This is a genomic window from Sphingomonas sediminicola (assembly GCF_014489515.1).
Lineage (GTDB): Bacteria > Pseudomonadota > Alphaproteobacteria > Sphingomonadales > Sphingomonadaceae > Sphingomicrobium > Sphingomicrobium sediminicola.
This window is the reverse complement of record NZ_CP060782.1, coordinates 1,660,058-1,684,184: the sequence shown is the minus strand read 5'-3', so window position 1 is coordinate 1,684,184 and position 24,127 is coordinate 1,660,058. Positions and strand designations below refer to the sequence as shown.

The window sequence follows — 24,127 nt, the reverse complement described above, 5'->3', positions numbered from 1 at the left end:
AAGCCATTGAGTGGCCCGTCCCGATTCCACGAAGAAAAAGGCGGTTGAGGCCGGGTCCCAGACTGCTGGTCGTGAGCGATGGAAGCTGGCGCCCGATCGCGTCGCTGCCCGCCAGGCCCGCGGCGGAACGGAGGTTGTCGGCGAATATCACGCTTACGGTGCCGGGAAGGGTTGTCAGCAGCTGTGGCCGCTTGAGCGCGGTCACGACGATGTCTGGCGACGGCTCTTCAATCGGCGTGCTTGGTGTTGATGCGGCGTGCGCTGCGCGAGGTAGTCGCTCGATCCGAAAGCTCGATGGTCCGGTCGGCACGGCATGGTAACCGCTTCCTTTGAGCATCTGGCGTAGCGCGTCCGCCGGGCTCGACGCGCCGCGCACGGTTCGTGCCGCGATACCGGGCAATTTGCCCGCGAAGCCGATCGAGACGTCTGCCTGGTCGGCTAGCCTCCGGATGGACTGCGAGAGCGGGCCGGCCGGGATGTTGATTGATTGAGTCGCGGCATAAACGGGGGAAGCGAGCGTAAACTGGCTAGCGACGAGGCCGAAGGCGAGAAGCGCCGTCCACCCTCTGGATGTCGAGCGACAGGATCTGGGCGAGGGTCTGTTCAGGGCCTCACCTTGGTCAATCGCGATCACTCCGCTGAATGGCTGGCCGGCGATAGCGCGGTCGACCGTCACCTTCCTGCCCGAATATCTTGAGATGTCGCGCGCGACCAGCGCGAGCGGTACCTCATCGAACTGCAGCTTGCCGTTTCGCCACGTCGCGATACGCTGCGGCTCAACGCTGACGAGCTGAACGGTCGCGCTCGACCGGTCGGCATGCAGGCCGTGACCCGCATGCAAAGCTATCGGCGATCCCAGCCGTTGCGATGAGACCGAGAGGGCTCCTTCCTCAACCTCGACGCTGACTCCTTCGACCTCGTTCGCGACCGAGAAGCGCGTTCCGATGTCGGTGACTTGGAAATCGCCGGCGTTGACGGTGAGCGTGCGCCCGGGCCTGTGTGGAACGTCGAAGTATCCCGTCCCCTCAATTGTAATATCCCCACCTCGAACCCGAAGGTGGCTGTCCGGCGCGAGCACGACATGGCCGCCGTCAGCCAGAGCGACCTGGGCGCTCTTGCCCGGAGCCGACCGATAGTCCTGGGCCCGAATGTCCGATGTCGCTGGCTGGAGCACCAAGGCTAGCGCCAGGCCAGCAGCCAGAGCGCCACCGCCTACGCCCGCCCATCGCTTCCAGCGCACGGGCTCAGCGTCGTTTGCGGCGACGGGCGCTGGCACCGTCCGGTTAACTTCAAACCTTTGCGCGAAAGTATCGAGGTCGGCATCGAGCAATGCCAGATCGTCATAGGCGGCGCGGTGGCGCGGGTCGGCTTCCAGCCAAAGGGTGAAGCCTTGCCAGTCCATGGCGTCATCCTGCTGGCGAACGAGCCAGCCGGCGGCCTCTTCGTAGATCCGGTCGATGCTCATGATTTCAAGTCCTTGCCTCCCTCGGCCGGACCTCCCTTGTTGATTTCTAGACGCCGCGGACCGGGCTCCGCCTCAGTCGTCAGGATTCTGCGGAGATGCGCCATGGCCAAGGCCATATGCTTCTCGACGGCGCTTTTGCTTATCCCCAGTTGAGCGGCGATCTCGGCATGGCCGAGCCCTTCCAGCTTATGCATTCGGAGCACGCGGCGGGCCCCGGCGGGCAGTTGGTCGATCGCTTCAGTCAGCCGATTCTGCTCGTCCCGTTCGATGAGCATTTTCTCGGCGCTGGACGCCGGATCGGCGGGCTCTTCCACGAGGGCGTGGCTGCCGCGTTGCTCTGCGATCCAGTCGCCTTCGCGCCGCTGGCGGCGACTGGTTTCGCGAAGCCTGTCGAGTACGAGATTATTGGCCATCTTGAAAAGGTAGCTGCCCGGATTGGAGACCGGACCCGGCTGGACCGAATTGGCCTTGATCCAGAGCTCGCTCAGCAGATCGTCTGCATCAGCCTCGCTGCCTGTCCTCGCAATCAGGAACCGGCGAAGGTCTCCGCGCCGTGCCTCGAGGGTTCCGGTCAATCCAGCAGGTTGGACCAGCGACATTCATCCCCAGAAGCAGCGATCGGGTCCGTTCCGCAACCCGTATTCGTATCGGGGCCACTGCCTCGGATGGAAAGCGGACGTTTCAGAGCCGCAGCCCAAACTTCGGTCCGATGGCAATCATTGCCGAATAGAAAGCGATTGTCGCCGCACAACCGATTAGCAGCGCCAACCAGAACGATGTCCCATTCCGCAGGAGCCACGGAATGAGCAGGAACATCGGCAGGGACGGAAGAACAAACCAGAAGGTCGCCTCGACGTGCGACGCCATGTTCTCAACGTCGGGCTTATCTCGCCAAAGCCAGATCATGCCGAGGACGGAAACCAAGGGCAGCGATGCAATCAGACCGCCTATGCCTGGGTAACGCTTTGAGACTTCTGAGATTATGGCGATCAGGACACCTGAAAGTGCCGCTTTGAGTGCGAGGTAAAGCATGCGGCGAGAATGACGGTCGACCCTAATGTCCGCAATGGGTCGAAAGCTGACACTCGGCTTATGTTACCAATGGGGCGAACCGAGAGAGTTGGCCAGCCCTCGCGTGCATGGCTTCAAACCGGGGAACTAAGCGGCACTGGCAAGGCGCGTGTCGCCGTTCGAATGTTGTGATACAGACCAAGGCCAGTCGAGAGAGGCGAGGGGGACAAGCCATGGCGACTGTTGCAGACCGCTTTTCGCTTAAGGAGCGCCGGCCGGACCTATTGTCCGGGACGCCGCGGGCGCATGCGCTGGACCGCTGGATCTTCGTGGTCATGGCGGGCTGGTTCATCGCGATCGTACTCACGGGGTTCATCCCGGATTCGATCATGAAGGTGGGCATGGTCCAGGCGGGGGCTCGCCCGCCGTTCCCGCTGGTGCTGCACATGCATGCGGTGGTGATGGGGTCTTTCCTGCTGACGCTGTTGGCGCAGTCCTGGCTGATGGCGACGGGTCGGCGCGAATATCACATGCGGCTTGGCGTGCTCGGGTTCTTGCTAGCGACTCTCCTGGTGGCCGTAGGTCTGGTGCTCGTCCCGACGATCTATCACCAGGTGTGGCAGGGCGCGCACTTCGGGCCGCCCGCGATGCGTGAGAGGTTGCTGGAGCGCGCATCGGAGCTGGACGACATCATGCTGATGCAGATTCAGGTTGGTTTGCTGTTTCCGCTTTTCCTGGCCATCGCCTTCAAGGCTCGCCTGAGCAATGCGGGGCTTCACAAGCGGATGATGTTTCTCGCCACGGCAATTCCGCTGGCCGCGGGGATTGTAAGGATCACGGCGCTGCCGGAAACGATGCCCGGGAGTCCGATTTCCCTGCAGCTTTATGTGCTGCTCGCGGCATCCCCGATGTTCGTCTGGGATGTGATCCGGAATCGGCGGGTGCACGAGGCCTACGGGATCTGGCTGGCGGTCTATGTGCCGACGGCAGTCCTGATCAACCTGCTGTGGGACACACCGTGGTGGCACGCGACGGCGCGGCAGTTAATGGGCGTTTGATCTTCACGCTGCCAACGGCTCGGGTCAGCTTTGGGTCGAAAGCGGACATTCGCGCCGCCCCTAAAGCCGAGCATTCCGCGTTTCCGACAGAGCGAGTTCGGCCAGCGGTTCCAGCCGCTCCACCATCTGCGCCGCATGCGCTGACGACGCATTGCCGCGCGCGAGGCGGCCTTTGATGCCGTGGAGAATGGCGGCGAGCCGGAACAGGCAGAAGACGATCAGATAATCCTTGTTGGGCAAATGATCGCGACCGGTCCGGCGGCAGTAGGCGGCGACGTAATCGTTCTCCGACGGGATGCCGAGCGCTTCGAGGTCGAGACCGGCAAGCCCGCTGAAGTTCGGCCCGCCGGGCATTCGGTACATGAGCAGGTGGTAGGTGAAGTCGGCCGCCGGATCGCCGAGCGTCGACAGCTCCCAGTCGAGCACCGCGCGGACCACTGGTGTCTCCGCATCGAAGATCATGTTGTCGCAGCGATAGTCGCCGTGGACGACGCTGGAGCGGCCGCTGTCAGGCGGCAAATGCTTGCCGAGCCAGTCTACAAGCCTGTCCATGGCGGGGACGCGCCCCGCGTCCGTGTCGCCGAGGTATTGCTTCGACCAGCGCGCGACCTGGCGTTCGACGAAGCCGGTCGCCTTGCCATAGTCGCCCAGCCCGACCGCTTCAGGATCGTAGCCGTGGAGTTGTGCAATGGTTGCATTCATCGCATCGAAGTGCGCGGCGCGCTCCTCGCGGCTCATGCCGGGGAAATGCGCTTCCCAGACGATCCGTCCCGGCACCATGTCCATGACGTAGAAAGCCGTGCCGATTACGCTCTCGTCTTCGCACAGCCCGTAGACTTTCGGGACCGGAAAACCCTGCGCTCCGAGCGCTGCAAGCACGCGGTATTCGCGCTCAACAGCATGAGCGCCAGGCAGGAGCGTGCCCGGTGGTTTCCGCCGGAGGACGAATGCGGATCGGAACGTGTCGATCCGGTAGGTTGGATTGGATTGCCCGCCCTTGAACTGGCTGACCTTTATTGGTCCGCCGTGCGCGCCATTGGGGATATGCTCGGATAGCCAGCGATCCAGGGCAGCTTCGTCGAAGCGAAGCCGCTCGGAAACTTCCCGTGTGCCGCTGTTCGCCTCGGTCCGATCCATGACTGTCGTTTAAGCGGTGAACCGTGGCGTCGCCAGCGCGTTGCTGTTCAATGGCTCGCCTAATCCATTTGTCTGACCTGCACTTCGGTGCGCATGACCCGAAACTTGTCGAGGCCGTCGCGCAGCGCGTTGACGAGGAGAAGCCCGACCTCGTCGTCATCAGCGGGGACTTCACCCAACGCGCGCGGATCGAGCAGTTCAAGGAAGCTTGCGAATTTCTCGACCGACTGCGCGAGGCCGGCCATGACGTGCTCGCGGTGCCCGGCAATCACGACGTGCCGCTGTACGACGTCTTCCGCCGATTCCTGTCCCCGCTGACGCGCTACAGGCGGTTCATCGACGAGACGCTTTGCCCGTTTCACGAGCTTCCCGGAGTCAGCCTGCTCGGGATCAACACGGCGCGGTCGCTGACGTTCAAGGACGGCCGGATCAGTCACGAGCAGCTGAAGTTCATTCGGGAGACGTTCGACCGCAGCAATCCCAATTCGCTGCGAGTGCTCGTTACCCACCACCCGTTGTTCGCCTTGCCGGTGGGCGAGACGGGCGACGTGGAGCGAGCCGCCGGGAGAAGCGAACTCGCACTTGACGCAGCGGCGGACGCCGGCGTCGACATGCTGCTTGCGGGCCATCATCACACTGCGTCGACCCACAGCGCTCGCGACCTCGTTACTCGCGCTGGCCCAGCGCTTGTCGTCCAGGCGGGAACGGCGACGTCGACCCGGTTGCGCGACGAAGAACAAAGCTTCAACCGGATCGATATCGAGGCGGAAGGCGTCACGCTGACGCTTCAGACCTGGAGCGGCGAAAAGTTCGAGTCCAGCACGGCCCAGAGATTCGAGCTGGACGGCGACCATTGGCGCTTGGCGGGCGCGGAAACGACGCACGACGAGCCCGCGCACTAGCGACGTGGCGGCTGCTCGCTTAGAGCCGCCTCATGGCCGTTGATCCCCAATTCGATGTGACCGAGTTCGTCCGCCGCGTGCTTGCCGAAGATATGGGCTCGGGCGGCGACATCACATCGGCCGCGACGATCGGTGCTGAAGCTCGCTTCACTGCGGAAATGAACTGCCGTCAGCCGATCACCATTGCCGGTCTCGACATTGCGATTGCCTTCTTCCGGGCACTCGACCGCGACGTGCGTTTCGAGAAGCTCGTGAAGGACGGGGACAGCGTCGAGAAGGGCAACGACCTGCTTCGTCTCGAGGGCAATGCCCGCGCAATGCTCGGCGCCGAGCGATCGGCGCTCAACACGCTTCAGCATCTATCGGGGATTGCGACGCTGACGCGCCAATATGTCGACAGGATCGCAGGGACCGGCGCAATCCTCCTCGACACGCGGAAAACCATTCCTGGCCTCCGCCTTCTCGAGAAATATGCAGCGCGGATGGGCGGCGCCGAGAACCACCGGATGCGGCTCGATGACGGGCTTCTGATCAAGGACAATCACGTTGCAGTCGCCGGTGGCGTCGCGCAGGCCGTGCGTGCTGCAAAGGCCGCGGATACCGGCTTTCCGGTCCAGGTCGAGGTCGACCGGATCGACCAGATCGAGCCAGCGCTCGAGGCGGGCGCGGACCGGCTGCTGCTGGACAATATGTCTCCGCAGGTCCTTCGCGAAGCAGTGGCGCTGGTGGCCGGGCGCGTGCCGCTGGAGGCGTCGGGCGGGGTCAATCTCGACACCATCCGCGCCATCGCCGAGACTGGAGTGAATTACATTTCCGTCGGACGGATCACTCAATCTGCCCCATCCGTCGACATCGGCCTCGACTACTCGCTCCAGCTGCCGAATTCCTGACAACCTCATTCAGGACGCAGACAGCCCATAACGCGCAGCAGGTGGCGTCAAGACGCCGCGCCTTTTGAGCGTGGCCGCGTATTCGAGGAGTATTTCGATGTTGAGGAATTCCCTGCTCGCGCTTGCCGCGGCATCCATGGTTGTCACTCCGACCGTCGCGTCGGCCAAGGATCATGGCCAGAAGTCGTGGAAGAAGGCGCAGAAGCGAGCCCAGAAGGCGCGCTATTACGGCTCGTCCTACTACGGTGGCGCGCCTGTCCGCACGCGTTACGTATCGTCGTCGCCTTATTACGGGTCGCGCTATTCGGGCACGCGCTACTATGGGTCGCGTTACTCGGGCTCCCCTTATTATGGTTCGAGCTACTATGGCGGCTCGCCGTACTACGGCAGCAGCTACTACGGCGGATCGCCCTATTACGGTGGGTACAGCTCGTACGGTTCGCCTTACTATGGCGGCGGCTACAACAACGGCTACTACAGCAACAACTACTACGGCAGCCGATACCGCTGCGGTAACTCGACCACCGGCGCGCTCGTCGGCGGTGCGCTGGGTGCGGTCGTCGGATCGCAGGTTGCAAGCGGGCGCGATCGCTACGGTTATCGGACCGGCGATCGCACGACCGGTGCTCTGATCGGCGGCGCTCTCGGCGCGGTCGTCGGCAGCCAGGTTGCCAAGGGCCGCTGCTAAGCCAAATCCCAGAATGACAAGCAAGGCGGGCCGGGAAGCGATTCCCGGCCCGTTTCGTTATGTCCGTGAATCGGTGGATTTTTGCAGAAATGTCCGCAACAGGGCCTATATAGCGCGCGAAACGGGAGAGACGAGTTGTTCAAGGGGCTGCAGCCCATTCTTTACGGTGGCCGCGAGGTTTGGCCACTGATCGAGGGCGGCAAGGGCGTTTCGGCGACCAATCACGCGAGCTCGGGCGCATGGGCGGCTGCCGGCGGAGTCGGAACGGTCTCAGCGGTCAATGCCGACAGCTATGATCCCGAAGGCCGGATAATCCCGCAAATCTACAAGGGTATGACCCGGCGGGAACGCCACGAGGAGCTGATCAAGTTCGCCATCGACGGCGCGGTCGCGCAGGTGCAGCGCGCCTACGATCTCGCCGGCGGCAAGGGCGCGATCAATATCAACGTCCTTTGGGAAATGGGCGGCGCACAGCGCGTCCTTCATGGCGTCCTGGAGCGCACGAAGGGTCTCGTCACCGGCGTCACCTGCGGCGCGGGCATGCCGTACAAGCTGAGCGAGATCGCAGCGTCCTACGGTGTGAACTATCTTCCGATCATCAGCTCCGCGCGTGCGTTCAGCGCGCTGTGGAAGCGCGCCTATCACAAGGCTGCGGATTGGCTCGCGGCAGTGGTTTACGAGGATCCGTGGCTGGCAGGCGGGCACAATGGGCTTTCGAACGCCGAGGACCCGCGCGCTCCGCAGGACCCGTATCCGCGCGTCGCGGCCTTGCGCGCGACAATGCGTGAGAATGGCATCGCCGACAGCGTCCCGATCGTCATGGCCGGCGGGGTCTGGCGTCTCGACGAATGGGAGAACTGGATCGACAATCCGGAACTCGGCCAGGTCGCTTTCCAGTTCGGAACGCGCCCGCTGCTGACGCAGGAAAGCCCGATCCCGCCGGAGTGGAAGGCGCGGCTGATGAACCTGGAAGAGGGCGATGTCCTTCTTCACCGCTTCTCGCCGACCGGCTTCTATTCGTCGGCCGTCCGCAACCCATTCCTGCGGGCGCTCGAGGAGCGCTCGCATCGCCAGATCGCTTTCACCAAGGAGCCGCTCGGCGACCATCATTTCGAGCTCGATGTCGGCGTCGGCAAGAAGCGCGGTTACTGGGTCACCAAGGGCGACCTGCAGCACGCGCGCGAGTGGTTTGCCGCCGGCTATACCGAGGCGCTGAAGACGCCCGACGAGACGCTGATCTTCGTCACGACGGATGAGAAGAACCAGATCCGCCACGACCAGGCGGAGTGCATGGGCTGCCTCAGCCAGTGCTCTTTCTCGTCCTGGGCGGACAATGAGAAGAACTCGACCGGTCGGCTCGCCGATCCGCGCAGCTTCTGCATCCAGAAGACGCTGCAGGACATCGCACATGGCGGTCCTGTCGAGAAAAATCTGATGTTCGCGGGTCACGCGGCCTTCCGCTTCAAGACCGACCCGTTCTATTCCAACGGCTTCGTCCCCACGGTGAAGCAGTTGGTGGACAGGATCCTGACGGGAGCGTGATCTTCGTGAGACGGGGCTGTTGGCGTTAGTCGCGTTGAGTCTGGCCGTCCCGGCCGTCGCGCAGGACAAGAAACCGCCCTACTGGGCCTCGATCGCGTCGGGCGAAGCGATGATGCGCACCGGCCCGGGCGCAATTATCCCGGTATCTGGCTCTACAAGCGTCGCGACCTGCCGATCCGCGTCGTGAAGACCTATCCGAACTGGCGCATGATCGAGGACCCCGAGGGCACACAGGGCTGGATGCTCGTGTCGCTGCTCAGCGACCGCCGCACGGCGATCGTGAAGCCCGGCGATCCGCGTCCGATTCACGCGAAGGCGGATGGGGCGAGCCGCGTGCGCTTCAACGCCGAACAGGGCGTGGTCGGACACATCGAGCATTGCGGCAACGGCTGGTGTCACATCGCGGTCGGAAAGCGCGAAGGCTATATCCGCGTCTCAGACATCTGGGGCGTGAGCGAGGGCGAAGTCATCGACTGAACGGGGAGGCGGGAATGAAATATGCGATTGCCTTGGTTGCGCTGCTCGGCGCCACGGCTGTGAATGCTCGGGCCCAGCGCCCCGCCGTCGAATATTTCCCCGCGCCGGAACTGAACGGGCGTCCTGCGCCATTTTCGACCGCGGTTCGCGTGGGCGACGTACTTTACCTTTCCGGTCAGATCGGCATCCAGGCTGACGGCAAGCTGCCACCGACCTTCGAGGGCCAGGCCAAGCAGACTATGGAGAATATCGGCGGCGCGCTGAAGGCCAGGGGCCTCGGCTGGAGCGACGTGTTCAAGTGCACGGTGATGATCGCCGACATGAAGAACTGGCCGGCGTTCAACGCCGTTTACGTGCCTTACTTCCCTGCCGGAAAGCTGCCGGCGCGCAGCGCGTTCGGTGCGAACGGTCTCGCCCTCGGCGCGGAGCTGGAGCTGGAGTGCATGGCTTACGCGGGCCCGAAATAGGCCCGCGTTTCGCCATCTCGAGTATTTAGCCCGCCGGCATCGTCAGCGGGGTGTAAGCGACCCGCGTAACGGTCAGCTTCTCGCCCTTGTCGCTGGTCGTTTCGAACGACTGTCCGATTTCTAGGGGCTTCGTCGTCCAGCAGGTCTCGCCGTCCTTGTTCATGGCGCTGGTGAAGCAGGCCTTGTCGTCCTTCATGACCGCAGTGCCGTGATCGACGTGTTTGTCGCCAGAATTGGCGATGTAATTGCCGTTGGCGTCCACCGATTCCTGAATTTTCTGCCCGTCCTTGTCGGTGAACGTCCAGGTCGTCTCGTTGAGCTGGAACGCGGCCGGAGTCGCAGCCGGCGCTTCCATATTGGCCTCAGCGGCGTTCATATCCGCGTTCTCTGCGGGCGCAGCTTCCTTCTGACCGCAAGCTGCGAGTGCTGCGATGCCGACGATCAACACGAGTTTCTTCACGGCTTCTCTCCCCTTGATGTAGGGCGCGACTTACCAGTTGCGAGAGCCCGCAGCGAGTCTTCTGCTTAGACCAGTTCCACCGCAACGGCGGTCGCTTCGCCGCCGCCGATGCAGAGGCTCGCAACGCCCCGCTTCAGACCCTTGCCCTTCAGCGCGTTCACGAGGGTCACGAGAATGCGCGTGCCGCTGGCTCCGATCGGGTGGCCGAGAGCGGTCGCGCCGCCGTGGACGTTGATCTTCTCGTGCGGGATTCCGAGGTCCTTCATCGCGAACATGGCGACGCAGGCGAACGCCTCGTTCACTTCCCACAGGTCGACGTCGGAGGCCTTCCAGCCGGCCTTGGCGAGCACCTTCTCGATCGCGCCGATCGGTGCGACGGTGAACTGCGCCGGCTCCTGGGCATGGGCGGCGGTGGCGACAATGCGCGCGACCGGTTCGAGGCCCTTGGCATTGGCGACGCTCTCACGCGTAAGGACGACCGCTGCCGCGCCGTCGGAAATCGACGAGCTTGTCGCCGCGGTGATCGTGCCTTCCTTTGAGAAGGCCGGCTTCAGCTGAGGAATCTTGTCCGGACGGCCGCGGCCAGGAGCCTCGTCGGTGTCGACGATCGTCTCGCCGGCCCGGCTCTTGATGGTGACCGGGACGATCTCGTCCTTGAAGCCGCCATTGTCGATAGCGGCCTTGGCGCGGCTGAGGCTCTCGATGGCGTAATTGTCCATCTGCTCGCGCGTCAGCTGATATTCGTCGGCGGTGCACTGGGCGAAGCTGCCCATCGCGCGGCCTTCCTCGTACGCATCCTCGAGGCCGTCGAGGAACATGTGGTCATAGGCCGTGTCGTGGCCGATGCGCGCGCCCGAGCGGTGCTTCTTCAGCAGGTACGGGGCGTTGGTCATCGACTCCATGCCGCCCGCGATGATGAAGTTGGCGTTGCCGGCCGACAGGGCCTCGTCGCCCATGATCACTGTCTGCATGCCAGAGCCGCAGACCTTATTGACCGTCGTCGCCTGGACCGACTTCGGAAGGCCGGCCTTGATCGCTGCCTGGCGGGCGGGAGCCTGGCCGAGGCCGGCAGGAAGCACGCAGCCCATGTAGATGCGATCGATGTCCTCGCCGGACACGCCGGCGCGCTCCACTGCCGCCTTCACTGCCGTCGCTCCGAGATCGGTCGCCGAGGCATCGGCGAGAGCGCCCTGCATTGAGCCCATCGGCGTGCGTGCAATCGAGAGGATTACGGTCGGATCGTCTGCGGTGGTGGCCATGGAATTTGCTCCGGAGTCGGATTGTTGCGCTGCACATAAGACTGCGGGCTTCCTTGTTCAAACCTCAATGCGGGTGCTAGGCGCTCGCCCCAAGAGGAGAGAAGCATGTCCGAAGGCGGGCTCGAATTCGACCTGGGCGAAATGGCGGACACGATCCGTGAGACGACGCAGCGCTTCGCCAGCGACAAGATCGCGCCGATCGCCGCGGAAATCGACGAGAAAGACGAATTTCCGAAGGACCTCTGGCCGCAGATGGGCGAGCTCGGGCTTCACGGAATAACCGTCGAGGAAGAATATGGCGGACTCGGTCTTGGCTATCTCGAACATGTTATCGCGCAGGAGGAAATTGCGCGGGCTTCGGCGTCGGTAGGGCTCAGCTACGGCGCCCACTCGAACCTCTGCGTCAACCAGATCCGCCGCTGGGCAATGACGAGCAGAAGAAGCGCTATCTGCCCAAGCTGATCAGCGGCGACCATGTCGGTGCACTTGCAATGAGCGAGGCGACCGCGGGCAGCGACGTCGTCGGCATGAAGCTGAAGGCCGAGAAGGTCGGCAACGGCTATCGCCTAAACGGCACCAAATTCTGGATCACCAACGGCGCCTACGCCGATACGCTCGTCGTTTACGGCAAGACGGGCGAGGGCAGCCGCGGCATCACCGCTTTCCTGATCGAAAAGGACATGGAAGGCTTCTCGATCGGCCAGAAGATGGACAAGCTGGGAATGCGCGGCTCGCCGACCAGCGAGCTGGTGTTCGACGACTGCTTTGTCCCGCCGGAGAACGTGCTCGGCGAGGAGAACAAGGGCGTCGAGGTGTTGATGAGCGGCCTCGATTACGAGCGGACCGTTCTCGCCGGAATCCAGATCGGGATTATGCAGGCCTGCCTCGACGTCGTCCTGCCCTACGTCCGCGAGCGCAAGCAGTTCGGCAAGCCGATCGGCACGTTTCAGCTGATGCAGGCGAAAGTCGCCGACATGTACGTCGCGCTCAACAGCTCGCGCGCCTACGCTTACCAGGTCGCGAAGGCGTGTGATGCGGGCAAGACGACTCGTTTCGATGCAGCCGGAGCAATCCTGCTCGCGTCCGAGAATGCTGTGAAGGTGGCCAACGAGGCGGTGCAGGCACTTGGCGGCGCGGGTTACACCAAGGACTGGCCCGTCGAACGCTACTATCGCGACGCGAAGCTGCTCGACATCGGCGCCGGCACCAACGAGGTTCGGCGCATGCTCATCGGACGGGAGTTGGTCGGCGCCTGAGCTAATGTCTGCTTTGGGTGGAAAGCGGACATTGGCCTGTGTCTCCTATATGCTTTGCGCAAAGCATGGAGGCCGCCGTGGCTAGAGGCATATGCCGGACGAAGACCGGAGAGACCGGGGCAGAATACGCCCGCGTCGATTTCGGAACTAGCGGGCTCTCCACCGTTCCGCGGAGCTTATACGATCGCCACGGATACAAGCCGCCTTATGATGAACTCCCGCTTTGCAACGAGCTCGACGCCTGATCGAAGAATCTGAGCCTCCGAGCCATCAGCACGAATGCCCGCAATGGGTCGAAAGCATGAGAAGCCGTCACGAGAATATATTCCGCGACGTCGTACGGGCTCCGCTTGAGCCCGATAGCTTTGCCTACCAGACCTTCACGCGCTTTTCGGGCGCGAGGTAGAGCTTTTGGCCCGGCCCGACCTTGAACGCAGTGTACCACGGGTCGAGGTTGCGGACGGTTTGCGCGCGGAAATTGCCCGGGGCGTGACCATCGGTTGCGATCCGCTGGCGAAGTTGCTCGTCACGCATCTTGGTCGCCCAGGCCTGGCCGTAGGCGATGAAGAAGCGCTGGTCGCCGGAGTAACCCTGAATGACGGGTGCTTCCTTGCCGTTCAGCGAATGCTTGTAGGCATCGTACGCCGCTGAGAGTCCCGCCACGTCGGCGATGTTCTCGCCGAGCGTCAGCTTGCCATTCACGTGCAGGCCCGGAAGCGCCTCGTAGGCGTCGTACTGCGCGGCGAGCGCGTCGCCGGCCTGCTGGAAGCGCTTGAAGTCCGCCGGGGTCCACCAATTGCGAAGCGCACCAGTCGAATCGAACAGGGCGCCGTTATTGTCGAAGCTGTGGCTGATTTCGTGCCCGATCACAGAGCCGATCGCGCCATAGTTGAACGCCGGGTCCGCCTTCGGGTCGAAGAAGGGGCGCTGAAGGATCGCCGCCGGGAAGTTGAGTGCGTTCTGCACCGGCAGGTTGACCGCATTCACCAGCTGGGGCGGCATCCACCATTCGGCGCGGTCCATCGGCTTCCCGATCTTCGCGATCTGGTGCCGATATTCTGCCAGGCGCGCATTCTTCTGGTTGGCGTAGGCGTCGCTGCCGATGGTTAGCGAAGAATAGTCGCGCCAGGTGTCGGGATAGCCGACGCCGACGACGATCGACTTCACCTTCTTCAGCGCTTCTTCCTTCGTCGAGGGCGCCATCCAGTCGAGCGCTTCGACCCGGCGGGCGAAGGCAGCCTTGATCTCCTCGACCATCTTCTGGATTTCGGCTTTCGAAGAGACCGGGAAATACTTGTCGACATAAACCTTGCCGACCGCGTCCGGCAGTTCATTGCTGACCGCGTTCATCGCCAACTGGTCGCGAGGACGCTCCTTCGGCGTGCCGGAAAGCGCAGTGCCGTTGAAGGTGAAGCTGGCATCGCGGAACGCCTTCGGAAGCACGGCCGCCTGCTGGTTCAATGTGTGGAACGCCAGCCAGTCCTTCCATGCCTGGATCGGCTCGGAACCGACCAAAGCCGACAGCTTCGGAATCGCGGTCGAGTGATAGGCCTGGAATTTCGGGGCCGACCCGAGCTGCGCGGCGTCGAGGAGCGCTGCCCAGTCAAGGCCCGGGGCGTTCTTCTCCAGCTCCGCGCGGGTCCAGACCTTGGCGCCCTTGGCGAAGTCCTCACTCTCCTCACGCGTGGCGTGGGCGCGGGCGATCTTCGTCTCAAGATCCATGATCCGCTGCGCCGAACCCTGCGGGTCCGGATAGTTCGCAAGCGTCAAGATCTGCTGGACGTAGGCGCGATACTTGTTGCGCAAGTCCGCCATCTTGGCGTCGCCGCTGAGATAATATTCGCGCTCCGGAAGGCCGATGCCGCCCTGCATGATGTAGGGCAGGGTCTCGCCCGGCGTGTTCAGGCCCTGCGTCACGAAGATGCCGAACAGGTTCTCGGTCCTGAAGTTCGTCGCGTTCAGCGGGTCGGTGTCGGCGCGAAGCGTGCCGCCGATGGCAGCGCTCAGCTGCTTCTTATCGGCAATGCGCCCGATTGCGTCGAGATCGGCCTTGGCCGGGTTCAGGCCAGCCTTATCGATCGCATCGGTGTTCAGGAAGGCATTGTAGTAGTTGGCGATCTTACCTTCGTTGCTGTCTGCAGCCGGGCTCGACTTCAGGATTCCGGCGATTAGCTCCTTTGTCTGACGCTCGCGCTCCTGATCGGCGATGTAGAAGGCGCCGATGTTCGAGCGGTCCTCGGGGATCGGCGTGTTCTTGACCCAGCTCCCGTTGGTGAAGGCGAAGAAATCGTCGCCCGGCTTTACCGACGTGTCCATCGACGCCGGGACGATGCCGAGCTCCGTACCCGGGGCTTGCGCGGATTGTTCGGTGCCGGTGCCCGCTTGCTGGCAGGCGGAAATCGAGAAAGCGAGCGCGGACGCGACGAGAAGCAACTTAGTACGGTTCATTCCAGGCCTTTCGTGGGGTTTTGCCAAGCGCTGCCGCAGCAGCTAGGCGAGCGGCAGGGGAAATTCGACCAACGGGCTTTCACAAGGCATGAGCGCACCAAAGCTTCAAACCAGCATCAGCCCGGACAATGACGAGTTTCGCGCACGGCGTGCGCATAACCGCGCTCTCGTCGAAAAGTTGCGCGCGGACGTTGCCGAAGCGGCCAAGGGCGGGCCGGAAAAGCACCGCAAGCGCCATGTCGAGCGCGGCAAATTGCTTCCGCGCGACCGCGTGGAGCGGCTGCTCGATCCGGGCTCGCCTTTCCTTGAGATTGGGCAGCTTGCCGCGTTCGATCTCTATCATCACGAGGTCCCTGGCGCGGGCATAATTGCCGGCATCGGGCGCGTGTCCGGCAGGCAGGTGATGATCGTCTGCAACGACGCGACGGTGAAGGGCGGGACCTATTATCCGCTGACGGTGAAGAAGCACCTGCGAGCGCAGGAAATCGCGCTCGAGAACCGACTGCCGTGCGTCTATCTCGTCGATTCAGGCGGAGCGAACCTGCCGCACCAGGCCGAGGTGTTCCCCGACCGTGACCATTTCGGCCGCATCTTCTTCAACCAGGCGCAGATGAGCTCGAAGGGTATCGCCCAGATCGCCTGCGTCATGGGCAGCTGCACCGCGGGCGGCGCCTACGTCCCCGCGATGAGCGACGAAAGCGTCATCGTCCGCAACCAGGGCACCATCTTCCTCGGCGGCCCGCCGCTAGTGAAGGCTGCCACCGGCGAGGAAATCAGCGCCGAGGATCTCGGGGGCGGCGACCTCCATGCGCGCAAGTCGGGCGTAGTCGACCATCTCGCCGAGAATGACGAGCATGCGCTGACCATCGTTCGCGACATCGTTTCGACGCTTCAGTCGGAAGCGGGCGCAGGCATCGAGCTCCGCGAGCCGCGTCCGCCGGCCTACGACCCGGAAGAGCTGTACGGCGTCATTCCCGAGGATGTCCGCGCGCCCTACGACGTGCACGAGATCATAGCGCGGATCGTGGACGGCTCCGAATTCCACGAGTTCAAGCCGCTCTACGGCTCGACGCTCGTCTGCGGGTTCGCGCATATCTGGGGCATGCCGGTCGCGATCCTCGCCAACAACGGCATCCTGTTCAGCGAGAGCGCCGTGAAGGGTGCGCACTTCATCGAGCTGGCCTGCCAACGCCGCACGCCCTTGCTGTTCCTGCAGAACATCAGCGGCTTCATGGTTGGCGGGAAATATGAGGCGGAAGGCATCGCCAAGCATGGCGCGAAGCTCGTCACCGCTGTCGCCACCGCGAGCGTGCCTAAGATCACTGTGCTGATCGGCGGAAGCTTCGGGGCCGGCAATTACGGCATGTCCGGCCGCGCTTACTCGCCGCGCTTCCTCTTCACCTGGCCCAACTCGCGCATCAGCGTGATGGGCGGCGAGCAGGCGGCGAGCGTGCTGGCCACCGTCCACCGCGACGCCGACAAATGGACGCCGGAGGAGGCCGAAGCCTTCAAGCAGCCGATCCGCGACGATTACGAAGCGCAGGGCAATCCATGGCACGCAACCGCGCGGCTGTGGGACGACGGGATTATCGACCCCGCACAGACACGCGACGTGCTCGGATTGGCGTTCGCGGCTTGTTTGAACGCGCCGATCCCCGAACGGCCGCTGTTCGGCGTCTTCAGGATGTGATGCAAAGCATGGCCATACTTCTTCCATTTCTTGCCGCAGCTGCAGCTCAGGGGTTGCCGCCAGCCAAGGCCTTGCCGCCGCCCGAGAGCGACGCTGCGGCTGTCCTCGCTCCAATCAATTCCGTGTTCGCCGCATTCGAACGTGGCGACGCCGCGGCAATGCTTCGTTACGTTTATCCCGCCGGCCGCGTCACGGCGACTGGAACGCGAGCGAATTCCAGCGGACTTCGGCAGCAAAGCTGGACTGAGTTTTCACAGCGCTTGCAGCTTGGTGCCGGCTTTCAGGAGCGGATCAGCGACCCTGCCATCGAGATCGATGGCGATGTGGCCATGGTCTGGGCTCCGTTCGTCGTTCGTGTCGGCGGCAAGGTGAGCAATTGCGGATACGACCTCTTCGACCTCGTTCGTGATAACGGCACGTGGAAGATCATGAACGTGACTTTCTCCTCTCGAACCACGGATTGTCCGGACCAATGACCCGCAACGACTGGACCCGCGCCGAGATCGCGGAGCTTTTCGATCTTCCATTCACGGAACTCGTGTTCCGCGCGGCGGACGTGCACCGGCACCATCATGCGGCGGGTGAGGTGCAGCTGTGCACCTTGCTGTCGATCAAGACCGGCGGGTGCCCGAGGATTGCGGATACTGTTCGCAGTCCGCGCACGCGGACACCGGGCTCAAGGCCGAGAAGCTGATGGATGCCGACGCGGTCATCGCTGCCGCCCGCGAGGCGAAGGCGCATGGGTCGCAGCGCTTCTGCATGGGCGCGGCGTGGCGGGAGCCCAAGGACCGCGACATGCCCGCGCTTCTGCAAATGGTCGGCGAAGTTAAGGCGATGGGTCTCGAGACCTGCATGACGCTCGGCATGCTGACCGGCGACCAAGCGAGGGCGCTGAAGAACGCCGGCCTCGATTATTACAACCACAACATCGACACCTCGCCGGAGCATTACGGCGACATCATCACGACGCGGACGTTCCAGGAGCGGCTCGATACGCTGGAGGAAGTGCGCAAGGCGGGCATGGCGGTCTGCTGCGGCGGGATCGTCGGCATGGGTGAGACCCGTGAGGACCGTGTCGGCTTCATCCACGCGCTCGCGACCCTCCCGCGTCATCCGGAGAGCGTCCCGGTCAATGCCTTGGTACCGGTAAAGGGTACGGTGCTCGGCGACATGTGGGGCGACGAGAAGCCGATCGATGACATCGAGTTCGTCCGCACGGTCGCCGTCGCGCGCATCACCATGCCGAAGTCGATGGTTCGCCTCTCGGCCGGCCGTGAGAGCATGTCTGAGAGCACGCAGGCGCTCTGCTTCCTCGCCGGCGCGAATAGCATCTTCACCGGCGACCGGCTGCTGACGACGCCAAATGCGGGCGATGATTCCGACGCGGCATTGTTCGCCAAGTTGGGCCTCAAGCCACTCGAAGCGGAAGAGCCGATGCGGGTGGCCGCCGAGTGATCAAGTCGCTGCTCATCGCCAACCGCGGCGAGATCGCCTGCCGCATCATCCGGACTGCGCGGCGGCTCGGGATCCGTACCGTCGCGATTTATTCGGACGCGGATGCCAAGGCGCTGCACGTGCGCATGGCCGACGAGGCGGTGCACATTGGGCCAAGCCCGGCGCGTGAGAGCTACCTCGTTGGCGAGAAGATCATCGCAGCGGCCATGGCGACCAAGGCGAAGGCAATCCATCCGGGGTATGGCTTTCTCTCCGAGAATGCCGATTTCGCGCAGGCAGTCATCGATGCCGGCTTCATTTGGGTCGGGCCGAAGCCGGACAGCATTCGCGCCATGGGTCTGAAGGACGCCGCCAAGACCTTGATGGCGAACGCGGGCGTTCCGGTGACACCCGGCTATCACGGCGAGGATCAGTCGCCGGACGTCCTCAAGATGGAAGCCAGTGCGATCGGCTATCCTGTGCTGATCAAGGCGGTCGCGGGCGGCGGCGGCAAAGGCATGCGCCGTGTCGACGCGGCTAAGGACTTCGACGACGCGCTCGAAAGCTGCAAGCGCGAGGCGGCCAGTTCGTTCGGCGACGACCGCGTGCTGATCGAGAAATACATCCTCTCGCCGCGCCACATCGAGGTGCAGGTGTTCGGCGACAGCAAGGGCAATGTCGTCCACCTGTTCGAGCGCGACTGCTCGCTCCAGCGCCGCCACCAGAAGGTGATTGAGGAAGCGCCCGCGCCGGCATGGACGAAGCGACGCGGGAGGCGGTCTGCGGCGCGGCGGTTCGCGCGGCCAAGGCCGTGAATTACGAAGGCGCCGGGACGATCGAGTTCATCGCCGACGCCAGCGAGGGCCTGAAGGGCGATCGCATCTGGTTCATGGAAATGAACACGCGGCTGCAGGTCGAGCATCCTGTGACCGAGGAGATCACCGGGCAGGACCTGGTCGAATGGCAGCTCCGCGTTGCGTCGGGCGAGAAGCTTCCAAAAAGCCAGGACGAGCTGTCGATCAACGGCTGGGCGATCGAAGCGCGGCTCTATGCGGAGGATCCCGCGAAGAGTTTCCTGCCAAGTGTGGGCTCGCTCGATCATTTCGATCTCGGTGACGAAGGCCGGATCGAGACCGGCGTCGAGGAAGGCGATGCGATCTCGCCATTCTACGATCCGATGATTGCCAAATTGGTCGCGCGCGGCGATGACCGCGCGGAAGCAATCGCTGAGCTCGCCGCGATCCTTGATGAGGTCGAGGTCTGGCCCGTCAGGACCAACGCCGGCTTCTTGTTCAACGCGCTGCTTCAGCCGGAATTCGGCGCGGCCGACATCGATACCGGCTTTATCGAGCGTCACCTCGAAGATCTGGTTCCGGATGCCGAGCCGGACGACGCGATCCGCCGCGGAGCCGCGGCAATTGCCCTAGCGATCGACGAAGGAAAAGAGTCGATCGGTGGTCTCGTCGGCTTCCGCCTCAATGCGCCAGCGCACACCGGGGTGGCGCTTGGCCGCCACGGCGAGTTCCGGACCGCATCGCCGGACGAGGGCGAGTTCGCGGCGGTGTCGGGCTTTCGTGACGATGAGCGCGTCGTCGCTTTCTATGAGGGCAATGCCTACGAGTTCGAGCTGACCGCCCGGGGAAGCGTTGGCGGGCATGGTGTCGCCGACGGTGTGATCACCGCACCCATGCCCGGTAAGGTCACGGCGGTCGAAGTTTCACAGGGTGAAACAGTTACAAAAGGGCAACGTTTGTTGACCCTCGAAGCCATGAAAATGGAGCACGGATTGACCGCGCCTTTCGACGGCAAGGTCACCGAATTGGGAGCGCAGGCTGGCTCTCAAGTCACCGAGGGTGCAATCCTGGCGAGGGTTGAAGCCGCGGAGGGCTGATCGCCCCGCAGGCCGTCGTCCTGGAACTCAGGGGACACAGCATGGACCGATACACCGGTGGTTGCCTTTGTGGAGATGTCCGGATCACCGCGTCCGGAGCACCGTACAGGGTTGGCATTTGCCACTGCCTCGACTGCCGCAAGCATCACGGCGCGCTCTTTCATTCTTCCGCGATCTTCCCGGAGGATGCGGTCACGATCGAAGGCGAGACACGCGATTATGCGGGGCGCTTCTTCTGCCCTCGCTGCGGCTCATCCATTTTCGGGCGAAGCGGGGACGAGGTAGAAGTGAGCCTTGGCTCGCTGGATGCTCCTGATCAGCTGATGCCGACCTACGAACTCTGGACGATCCGCCGCGAACATTGGCTTCCGGAGTTTCCGCTCAAGAGGCGTTACGACCGCGATCGGGAGTCCACCGGACGGTTTGAGGAATAGCTGCGACGAAAGCTTGTTTCAGTGGTCGATTTCGTGAAGTGCAGCCCAGCGACATTCAAGGGGAATAGGGCATGAAGATTGAGGGCATTGCCGCGGTCGTGACCGGCGGCGCCTCGGGCCTCGGCGGAGCGACGGCTCGGGAGCTTGCGAAGCGGGGGCGAAAGTCGCCGTGTTCGACCGCGACGTCGAGAAGGGCGAGGAGGTTGCGGCCGAGATCGGCGGTGTCTTCTGCGAAGTCGACGTGACCAGCGACGAAAAGGTCGCTGCGGCATTCGCCAGGGCCCGTGAGGCTCACGGGCAGGAACGGGTGCTTGTCAATTGCGCCGGCGTCGCCAACGCCGCCAAGACCGTCGGGCGCGACAAGGACACCAAGGAACCGAAATTCTACCCGATGATCCAGTTCGAGCTGGCCATCCAGATCAACCTGATCGGCACGTTCCGCTGCATCGCAAACTCGGCATTCGGAATGGTCGGGCTCGACCCGCTGGAAGACGGCGAGCGCGGCTGCATCATCAACACCGCGTCAGTCGCGGCTGAGGACGGCCAGATCGGCCAGGCAGCCTATTCGGCGTCGAAGGGCGGCGTTCTGGCCATGGCGCTGCCAATCGCACGCGACCTCATGAACGACGGCATCCGCGTGAACACCATCCTTCCGGGCGTGTTCAAGACGCCGATGGTCGCGATGATGCCACCAAACGTTCAGGAAGCGCTCGGCGCGCAGGTCCCGTTCCCGAAGCGTCTCGGCAAGGCCGAGGAATATGCCGAGCTGGCCGCCTTCATCGTCGAGACGCCGTACCTGAACGCGGAGTCGATCCGCCTCGACGGCGGCATCCGGATGGCGCCGCGCTAAGCGGCCTCGGTTGGCTTGGGTGGGCCGCCACAGATAGCCATGGACGAGCGTCGGCTTCTCGAAGACATTGCTGTTGCAGCGCGTGAGGCGGGCGAGGCGATCCTGGAGATCGTCCGCCGCGGTTACGACATCGAGCACAAGCAGGATTCGTCGCCAGTCACGGAGGCGGATCGCGCGGCCGAGCTGATCATCCTCGCGGCTTTGGCGAAAGCGGCGCCGGGTGTTCCGGTCATTGCCGAAGAAGAAGTCGCCGCCGGCCGAATCCCCGCGCACGGCGACACCTACTTCCTCGTTGATCCGCTCGACGGAACGAAGGAATTCGTCCGTGGAGGCGATGATTACACCGTCAATATCGGGCTGATCCTCGACGGCGTCCCGCGGCTTGGCGCAGTCTACGCGCCGGCAACCGGAAGGCTTCACGGCGGACTGGTCGGCGAGGGAGCGTGGCTCGAGGACCTGAGCGGCCGTATCGCGATCCAGACCAGGTCGCCGAACGACGAGCTGGTTGCCGTAGCCTCCAAGTCGCACTTCAACCAGCCAACCGCCGACTATCTCGCCGAGGCGGTTGGCGAATGCGGCTATGTCGCCATCGGATCCTCGCTCAAGTTCTGCATCGTTGCCGAGGGCAGGGCGGACATCTACCCGCGCCTGTCGCCAACCAGCGAATGGGACACGGCCGCCGGGCATGCCGTGCTGTTGGCAGCGGGCGGGCGTGTCGACGGGCCGGACGGGCAGCCTCTAGCATACGGCAAGCGCGCTTTCCTGAATCGCGGTTTCGTCGCGACCGGGGGCTGGAAAGCCGCCCAGATCGGTTCATTTCTCGAACCATTCTCCGGCGGAGGCGAGATTCCCGAAGGCGTTTGATAGCCGCCGCATGGCTTCCACTTCGGCGCGAACGGAGTCCGGCCGGACGTAAAGCTCCAGCGCCGGCGCATTGTAGCCGTGCCCGCCGCCTTCGCAGCCGGTTCTCCGAGGGGAATATGTTCACGGATCCGGCCTCTGACAGGCTTCTCGATCTGGTGCGGGCCGAGATCGCGCAGCTTCGGGTACCCGTTTCAAGCCTGTGCATTGCGGCCGCGGTGCCCGCCACGACGGTGCTTCGCTGGCTGAAGACGATGACTGACAAGGGCATTTTCGTGCGTCGTGCCGACCCGCATAACGGCCGGCGTGTGTTCGTGGAGCTGGCGCTCGACGCAAGCGCTGCAATGCGCGCTATTTCGCGGAGGTCGGGCCAGTCGCGGCAGTTTGACTTGGACACGCTTCGCGCGGCGTGGGCCCCATGCTCGGCCATCGCCCGGATGGTCTGCGCGTGAGGATGGTGGGCGGTGACGGGCTCGAACCGCCGACCCTCTCGGTGTAAACGAGATGCTCTACCAACTGAGCTAACCGCCCAATATTGCGCCGAGTGCCATGCCGCGATCATTGCGGCAAGGGTGGCGCAGCTGCCTTAGCGGCTACCGATGCTCCGGATGGCGTCGCCAACCAAAGCCTCATCAGCCTTTTCGTCGACGCGGTCGCGGATCAGGCGGGCCGCAGCTTCGCGCGCGGCTTCGGCAGCGGTTGCGCGAAGCTGCTCGATCGCATGGCGCTCTTCGGCAGCGATCTTGTCCTCGGCCATGCGCTGACGGCGCTCGACCAGGGCTTCGGCGCTTTCCTTGGCTTGGCTGACGATAGTCTCGGCCTCGTGACGAGCGCGCTCGACAATGGTCGCGGCTTCCTTGTCGGCCGCCTTCGACTTCGCCTCATACTCGGCCTTAAGCGCTTCAGCATCCTTGCGCAGCGATTCCGCCTCGGCGAGCTGGTTACGGATCACATCGATCTTGCTGTCCAGCGCCTTGCCAATCGCCGCCGGAACCTTCTTCCAGACTATGAGCGCGATGACGACGATCATCGCTAGAGCGATGAACATCGGCGCGGTAATCACACCGAATGCGGCGGCTTCCCCGTGCTCGGCTCCGCCGGCGGGTTGCTCGACGGTTGCCGTGGTCTCTCCGTGCGGATTAGCCATGGAGCACCGCTTTCACCGTAGTTTCCGCATCTTTCGCTGAGATCTTCTGACCGGTCAGCTTGGAGACCAGCTCGCTAGCAGCCTCGGCCGCAACCGGCTCCAGTTCCCGGCGGGCGGCATCGGCCGCGGTCCGAATCTTCCCCTCCGCTTCCGCAACCTTCTTGCCGATCTTCGCATCGACCGCCTTCAGGCGCTTCTCGGTGTCGAGGGCGGCCTGATGCTTGGCCTCCTGTGCGACCTTCATGGCCTCGCTACGGCTTGCATCGATCCGCTCGCGATAAGCTTCCTCAGACGCTTCCGCCTGCTCGCGGGCGCGCTGGGCGGCCGCGAGGTCGTCGGCGATCTTCTTGTCGCGGTCTTCCACGACCGACTGAATCTTCGGCACGAGGCCGCGACCGATCCAGAAGTAGATGATGCCGAACACCACCGCCAACCAGAACAGCTGGCTGATAAAGATGTCGGGAAGCTGATTTATCTGAGGCATCGAAGGTCCCAATTACCCGGCCGGCGAACCGGCCGGAGGATGATCAACGCGCGTAGAGAATGATCATGGCGACCGCGAACGCGATCAGGCCCAGAAGCTCGGCGGCGGCGAAGCCGATGAACAGGCGGCCCTGCTGCCCGTCGGCGGCTGCCGGGTTGCGAAGCGCGCTCTCAAGGAACGAGCCGAAAACGTTGCCCACGCCTATCGCGGCGGCGCCAACGCCGATTGCGGCCAGACCAGCACCGATCACCTGTGCGGAAGCGAAATCCATTTGAA

At 63.7% G+C, this 24,127-nt stretch carries 22 protein-coding genes, 1 tRNA gene and 5 pseudogenes; 17 read left to right on the top strand and 11 right to left on the bottom strand.

Features of this window, described 5'->3' with window-relative positions:
- Positions 1-892 precede the first annotated feature (892 nt).
- From H9L14_RS17420 to H9L14_RS09070, 3 genes and pseudogenes are all read right to left on the bottom strand, one after another.
- Positions 893-1,465, bottom strand: a pseudogene (locus H9L14_RS17420) (FecR/PupR family sigma factor regulator); the annotation flags it as partial.
- Entirely contained in the window at positions 1,462-2,064 is a 603-nt protein-coding gene (locus H9L14_RS09075; protein WP_187707851.1) for an RNA polymerase sigma factor, read from the bottom strand. The pseudogene H9L14_RS17420 and the gene H9L14_RS09075, both read right to left, overlap by 4 nt.
- Before the next feature lie 82 nt (positions 2,065-2,146).
- Positions 2,147-2,497 (bottom strand): DUF3147 family protein, encoded by a 351-nt coding sequence (locus H9L14_RS09070; RefSeq protein ID WP_187707850.1) that lies wholly within the window; start codon positions 2,495-2,497, stop codon positions 2,147-2,149.
- Between the two features lie 212 nt (positions 2,498-2,709).
- Here H9L14_RS09070 and H9L14_RS09065 point away from each other — a divergent pair, with 212 nt between their 5' ends.
- A complete protein-coding gene (locus tag H9L14_RS09065; RefSeq protein ID WP_222949799.1) occupies positions 2,710-3,534 on the top strand; it encodes a hypothetical protein in 825 nt (274 codons plus the stop codon).
- Between the two features lie 60 nt (positions 3,535-3,594).
- On the opposite strand, the gene H9L14_RS09060 is transcribed toward H9L14_RS09065, so the two are convergent.
- A complete protein-coding gene (locus H9L14_RS09060; RefSeq protein ID WP_187707848.1) occupies positions 3,595-4,671 on the bottom strand; it encodes a phosphotransferase family protein in 1,077 nt (358 codons plus the stop codon).
- Positions 4,672-4,721: 50 nt separating this feature from the next.
- Between H9L14_RS09060 and H9L14_RS09055 the strand changes: the two genes are divergently transcribed.
- The 7 genes from H9L14_RS09055 to H9L14_RS09030 all read left to right on the top strand — a co-directional run bounded on the left by H9L14_RS09055 (position 4,722) and on the right by H9L14_RS09030 (position 9,637).
- Positions 4,722-5,573: a metallophosphoesterase family protein gene (locus H9L14_RS09055; protein ID WP_187707847.1), complete on the top strand. Its 852-nt coding sequence runs from the start codon at positions 4,722-4,724 to the stop codon at positions 5,571-5,573.
- A 32-nt stretch (positions 5,574-5,605) separates the two neighbouring features.
- A complete protein-coding gene (nadC, locus tag H9L14_RS09050; RefSeq protein WP_187707846.1) occupies positions 5,606-6,463 on the top strand; it encodes a carboxylating nicotinate-nucleotide diphosphorylase in 858 nt (285 codons plus the stop codon).
- A gap of 97 nt (positions 6,464-6,560) precedes the next feature.
- On the top strand, positions 6,561-7,151 hold the full coding sequence (locus tag H9L14_RS09045) for a glycine zipper 2TM domain-containing protein (RefSeq protein ID WP_187707845.1): 591 nt from the start codon (positions 6,561-6,563) through the stop codon (positions 7,149-7,151).
- Between the two features lie 135 nt (positions 7,152-7,286).
- Positions 7,287-8,693, top strand: coding sequence for an NAD(P)H-dependent flavin oxidoreductase (locus H9L14_RS09040; protein WP_187707844.1), 1,407 nt, complete (start codon positions 7,287-7,289; stop codon positions 8,691-8,693).
- A 34-nt stretch (positions 8,694-8,727) separates the two neighbouring features.
- A complete protein-coding gene (locus tag H9L14_RS15835; RefSeq protein ID WP_246444029.1) occupies positions 8,728-8,880 on the top strand; it encodes a hypothetical protein in 153 nt (50 codons plus the stop codon).
- Positions 8,838-9,170: an SH3 domain-containing protein gene (locus H9L14_RS09035; protein ID WP_343070254.1), complete on the top strand. Its 333-nt coding sequence runs from the start codon at positions 8,838-8,840 to the stop codon at positions 9,168-9,170. The genes H9L14_RS15835 and H9L14_RS09035 overlap by 43 nt, the downstream gene beginning before the upstream one ends.
- Before the next feature lie 14 nt (positions 9,171-9,184).
- The gene (locus tag H9L14_RS09030) at positions 9,185-9,637 is read left to right on the top strand and encodes a RidA family protein (protein ID WP_187707843.1); all 453 of its coding nucleotides are present in this window, start codon (positions 9,185-9,187) and stop codon (positions 9,635-9,637) included.
- Between the two features lie 25 nt (positions 9,638-9,662).
- Here the strand turns inward: H9L14_RS09030 and H9L14_RS09025 are convergent, their stop codons facing one another.
- Both H9L14_RS09025 and H9L14_RS09020 read right to left on the bottom strand, forming a co-directional pair.
- The gene (locus tag H9L14_RS09025) at positions 9,663-10,097 is read right to left on the bottom strand and encodes a hypothetical protein (RefSeq protein WP_187707842.1); all 435 of its coding nucleotides are present in this window, start codon (positions 10,095-10,097) and stop codon (positions 9,663-9,665) included.
- A gap of 65 nt (positions 10,098-10,162) precedes the next feature.
- On the bottom strand, positions 10,163-11,356 hold the full coding sequence (locus H9L14_RS09020) for an acetyl-CoA C-acyltransferase (protein WP_187707841.1): 1,194 nt from the start codon (positions 11,354-11,356) through the stop codon (positions 10,163-10,165).
- 105 nt (positions 11,357-11,461) lie between these two features.
- Here H9L14_RS09020 and H9L14_RS09015 point away from each other — a divergent pair.
- Positions 11,462-12,612 (top strand): annotated as a pseudogene (locus H9L14_RS09015) (isovaleryl-CoA dehydrogenase).
- 369 nt (positions 12,613-12,981) lie between these two features.
- Here the strand turns inward: H9L14_RS09015 and H9L14_RS09010 are convergent.
- Entirely contained in the window at positions 12,982-15,060 is a 2,079-nt protein-coding gene (locus H9L14_RS09010) for a M13 family metallopeptidase (protein WP_187707840.1), read from the bottom strand.
- Between the two features lie 88 nt (positions 15,061-15,148).
- On the opposite strand from H9L14_RS09010, the gene H9L14_RS09005 reads away from it, so the two are divergent.
- The 8 genes and pseudogenes from H9L14_RS09005 (at position 15,149) to H9L14_RS08970 (ending at position 22,672) form a co-directional block, all read left to right on the top strand.
- Positions 15,149-16,750 carry a carboxyl transferase domain-containing protein gene (locus H9L14_RS09005; protein ID WP_187707839.1) on the top strand — a complete coding sequence of 534 codons (1,602 nt, stop codon included), beginning with the start codon at positions 15,149-15,151 and terminating at the stop codon, positions 16,748-16,750.
- Between the two features lie 8 nt (positions 16,751-16,758).
- Positions 16,759-17,226 (top strand): nuclear transport factor 2 family protein, encoded by a 468-nt coding sequence (locus H9L14_RS09000; protein ID WP_187707838.1) that lies wholly within the window; start codon positions 16,759-16,761, stop codon positions 17,224-17,226.
- Positions 17,223-18,205: pseudogene (bioB, locus tag H9L14_RS08995) on the top strand (biotin synthase BioB). Before H9L14_RS09000 ends, bioB begins: the two are co-directional and overlap by 4 nt.
- Positions 18,202-20,075, top strand: a pseudogene (locus H9L14_RS08990) (acetyl/propionyl/methylcrotonyl-CoA carboxylase subunit alpha). The pseudogenes bioB and H9L14_RS08990 overlap by 4 nt, the downstream one beginning before the upstream one ends.
- 41 nt (positions 20,076-20,116) lie before the next feature.
- A complete protein-coding gene (locus H9L14_RS08985; RefSeq protein WP_187707837.1) occupies positions 20,117-20,509 on the top strand; it encodes a GFA family protein in 393 nt (130 codons plus the stop codon).
- Positions 20,510-20,580: 71 nt separating this feature from the next.
- A pseudogene (locus tag H9L14_RS08980) lies at positions 20,581-21,359 on the top strand (SDR family NAD(P)-dependent oxidoreductase).
- Positions 21,360-21,398: 39 nt separating this feature from the next.
- Positions 21,399-22,223, top strand: coding sequence for a 3'(2'),5'-bisphosphate nucleotidase CysQ (gene cysQ, locus H9L14_RS08975; protein ID WP_187707836.1), 825 nt, complete (start codon positions 21,399-21,401; stop codon positions 22,221-22,223).
- 116 nt (positions 22,224-22,339) lie between these two features.
- Positions 22,340-22,672, top strand: coding sequence for a hypothetical protein (locus H9L14_RS08970; RefSeq protein ID WP_187707835.1), 333 nt, complete (start codon positions 22,340-22,342; stop codon positions 22,670-22,672).
- A gap of 3 nt (positions 22,673-22,675) precedes the next feature.
- Here H9L14_RS08970 and H9L14_RS08965 read toward each other — a convergent pair.
- From H9L14_RS08965 to H9L14_RS08950, 4 genes are all read right to left on the bottom strand, one after another.
- A tRNA-Val gene (locus tag H9L14_RS08965) sits at positions 22,676-22,751 on the bottom strand.
- A 55-nt stretch (positions 22,752-22,806) separates the two neighbouring features.
- Positions 22,807-23,367, bottom strand: a complete 561-nt coding sequence (locus tag H9L14_RS08960) for a F0F1 ATP synthase subunit B family protein (RefSeq protein ID WP_187707834.1) — start codon at positions 23,365-23,367, stop codon at positions 22,807-22,809.
- The gene (locus H9L14_RS08955; protein ID WP_187707833.1) at positions 23,360-23,851 is read right to left on the bottom strand and encodes a F0F1 ATP synthase subunit B family protein; all 492 of its coding nucleotides are present in this window, start codon (positions 23,849-23,851) and stop codon (positions 23,360-23,362) included. Before H9L14_RS08955 ends, H9L14_RS08960 begins: the two co-directional genes overlap by 8 nt.
- Positions 23,852-23,894: 43 nt before the next feature.
- Positions 23,895-24,122: a F0F1 ATP synthase subunit C gene (locus H9L14_RS08950; protein ID WP_187480483.1), complete on the bottom strand. Its 228-nt coding sequence runs from the start codon at positions 24,120-24,122 to the stop codon at positions 23,895-23,897.
- Positions 24,123-24,127 lie beyond the last annotated feature (5 nt).

Coding starts and splice junctions, on each gene's coding strand:
- H9L14_RS09010 (WP_187707840.1), bottom strand. CDS start 15,060: ATGAACCGTACTAAGTTGCTTCTCGTCGCGTCCGCGCTCGCTTTCTCG.
- H9L14_RS09060 (WP_187707848.1), bottom strand. CDS start 4,671: ATGGATCGGACCGAGGCGAACAGCGGCACACGGGAAGTTTCCGAGCGG.
- H9L14_RS09055 (WP_187707847.1), top strand. CDS start 4,722: ATGGCTCGCCTAATCCATTTGTCTGACCTGCACTTCGGTGCGCATGAC.
- H9L14_RS08950 (WP_187480483.1), bottom strand. CDS start 24,122: ATGGATTTCGCTTCCGCACAGGTGATCGGTGCTGGTCTGGCCGCAATC.
- H9L14_RS09020 (WP_187707841.1), bottom strand. CDS start 11,356: ATGGCCACCACCGCAGACGATCCGACCGTAATCCTCTCGATTGCACGC.
- H9L14_RS09000 (WP_187707838.1), top strand. CDS start 16,759: ATGGCCATACTTCTTCCATTTCTTGCCGCAGCTGCAGCTCAGGGGTTG.
- H9L14_RS09070 (WP_187707850.1), bottom strand. CDS start 2,497: ATGCTTTACCTCGCACTCAAAGCGGCACTTTCAGGTGTCCTGATCGCC.
- H9L14_RS08985 (WP_187707837.1), top strand. CDS start 20,117: ATGGACCGATACACCGGTGGTTGCCTTTGTGGAGATGTCCGGATCACC.
- H9L14_RS09065 (WP_222949799.1), top strand. CDS start 2,710: ATGGCGACTGTTGCAGACCGCTTTTCGCTTAAGGAGCGCCGGCCGGAC.
- H9L14_RS09075 (WP_187707851.1), bottom strand. CDS start 2,064: ATGTCGCTGGTCCAACCTGCTGGATTGACCGGAACCCTCGAGGCACGG.
- cysQ (WP_187707836.1), top strand. CDS start 21,399: ATGGACGAGCGTCGGCTTCTCGAAGACATTGCTGTTGCAGCGCGTGAG.
- H9L14_RS09030 (WP_187707843.1), top strand. CDS start 9,185: ATGAAATATGCGATTGCCTTGGTTGCGCTGCTCGGCGCCACGGCTGTG.
- H9L14_RS09045 (WP_187707845.1), top strand. CDS start 6,561: ATGTTGAGGAATTCCCTGCTCGCGCTTGCCGCGGCATCCATGGTTGTC.
- H9L14_RS08970 (WP_187707835.1), top strand. CDS start 22,340: ATGTTCACGGATCCGGCCTCTGACAGGCTTCTCGATCTGGTGCGGGCC.
- H9L14_RS08960 (WP_187707834.1), bottom strand. CDS start 23,367: ATGGCTAATCCGCACGGAGAGACCACGGCAACCGTCGAGCAACCCGCC.
- H9L14_RS09005 (WP_187707839.1), top strand. CDS start 15,149: ATGAGCGCACCAAAGCTTCAAACCAGCATCAGCCCGGACAATGACGAG.
- H9L14_RS08955 (WP_187707833.1), bottom strand. CDS start 23,851: ATGCCTCAGATAAATCAGCTTCCCGACATCTTTATCAGCCAGCTGTTC.
- nadC (WP_187707846.1), top strand. CDS start 5,606: ATGGCCGTTGATCCCCAATTCGATGTGACCGAGTTCGTCCGCCGCGTG.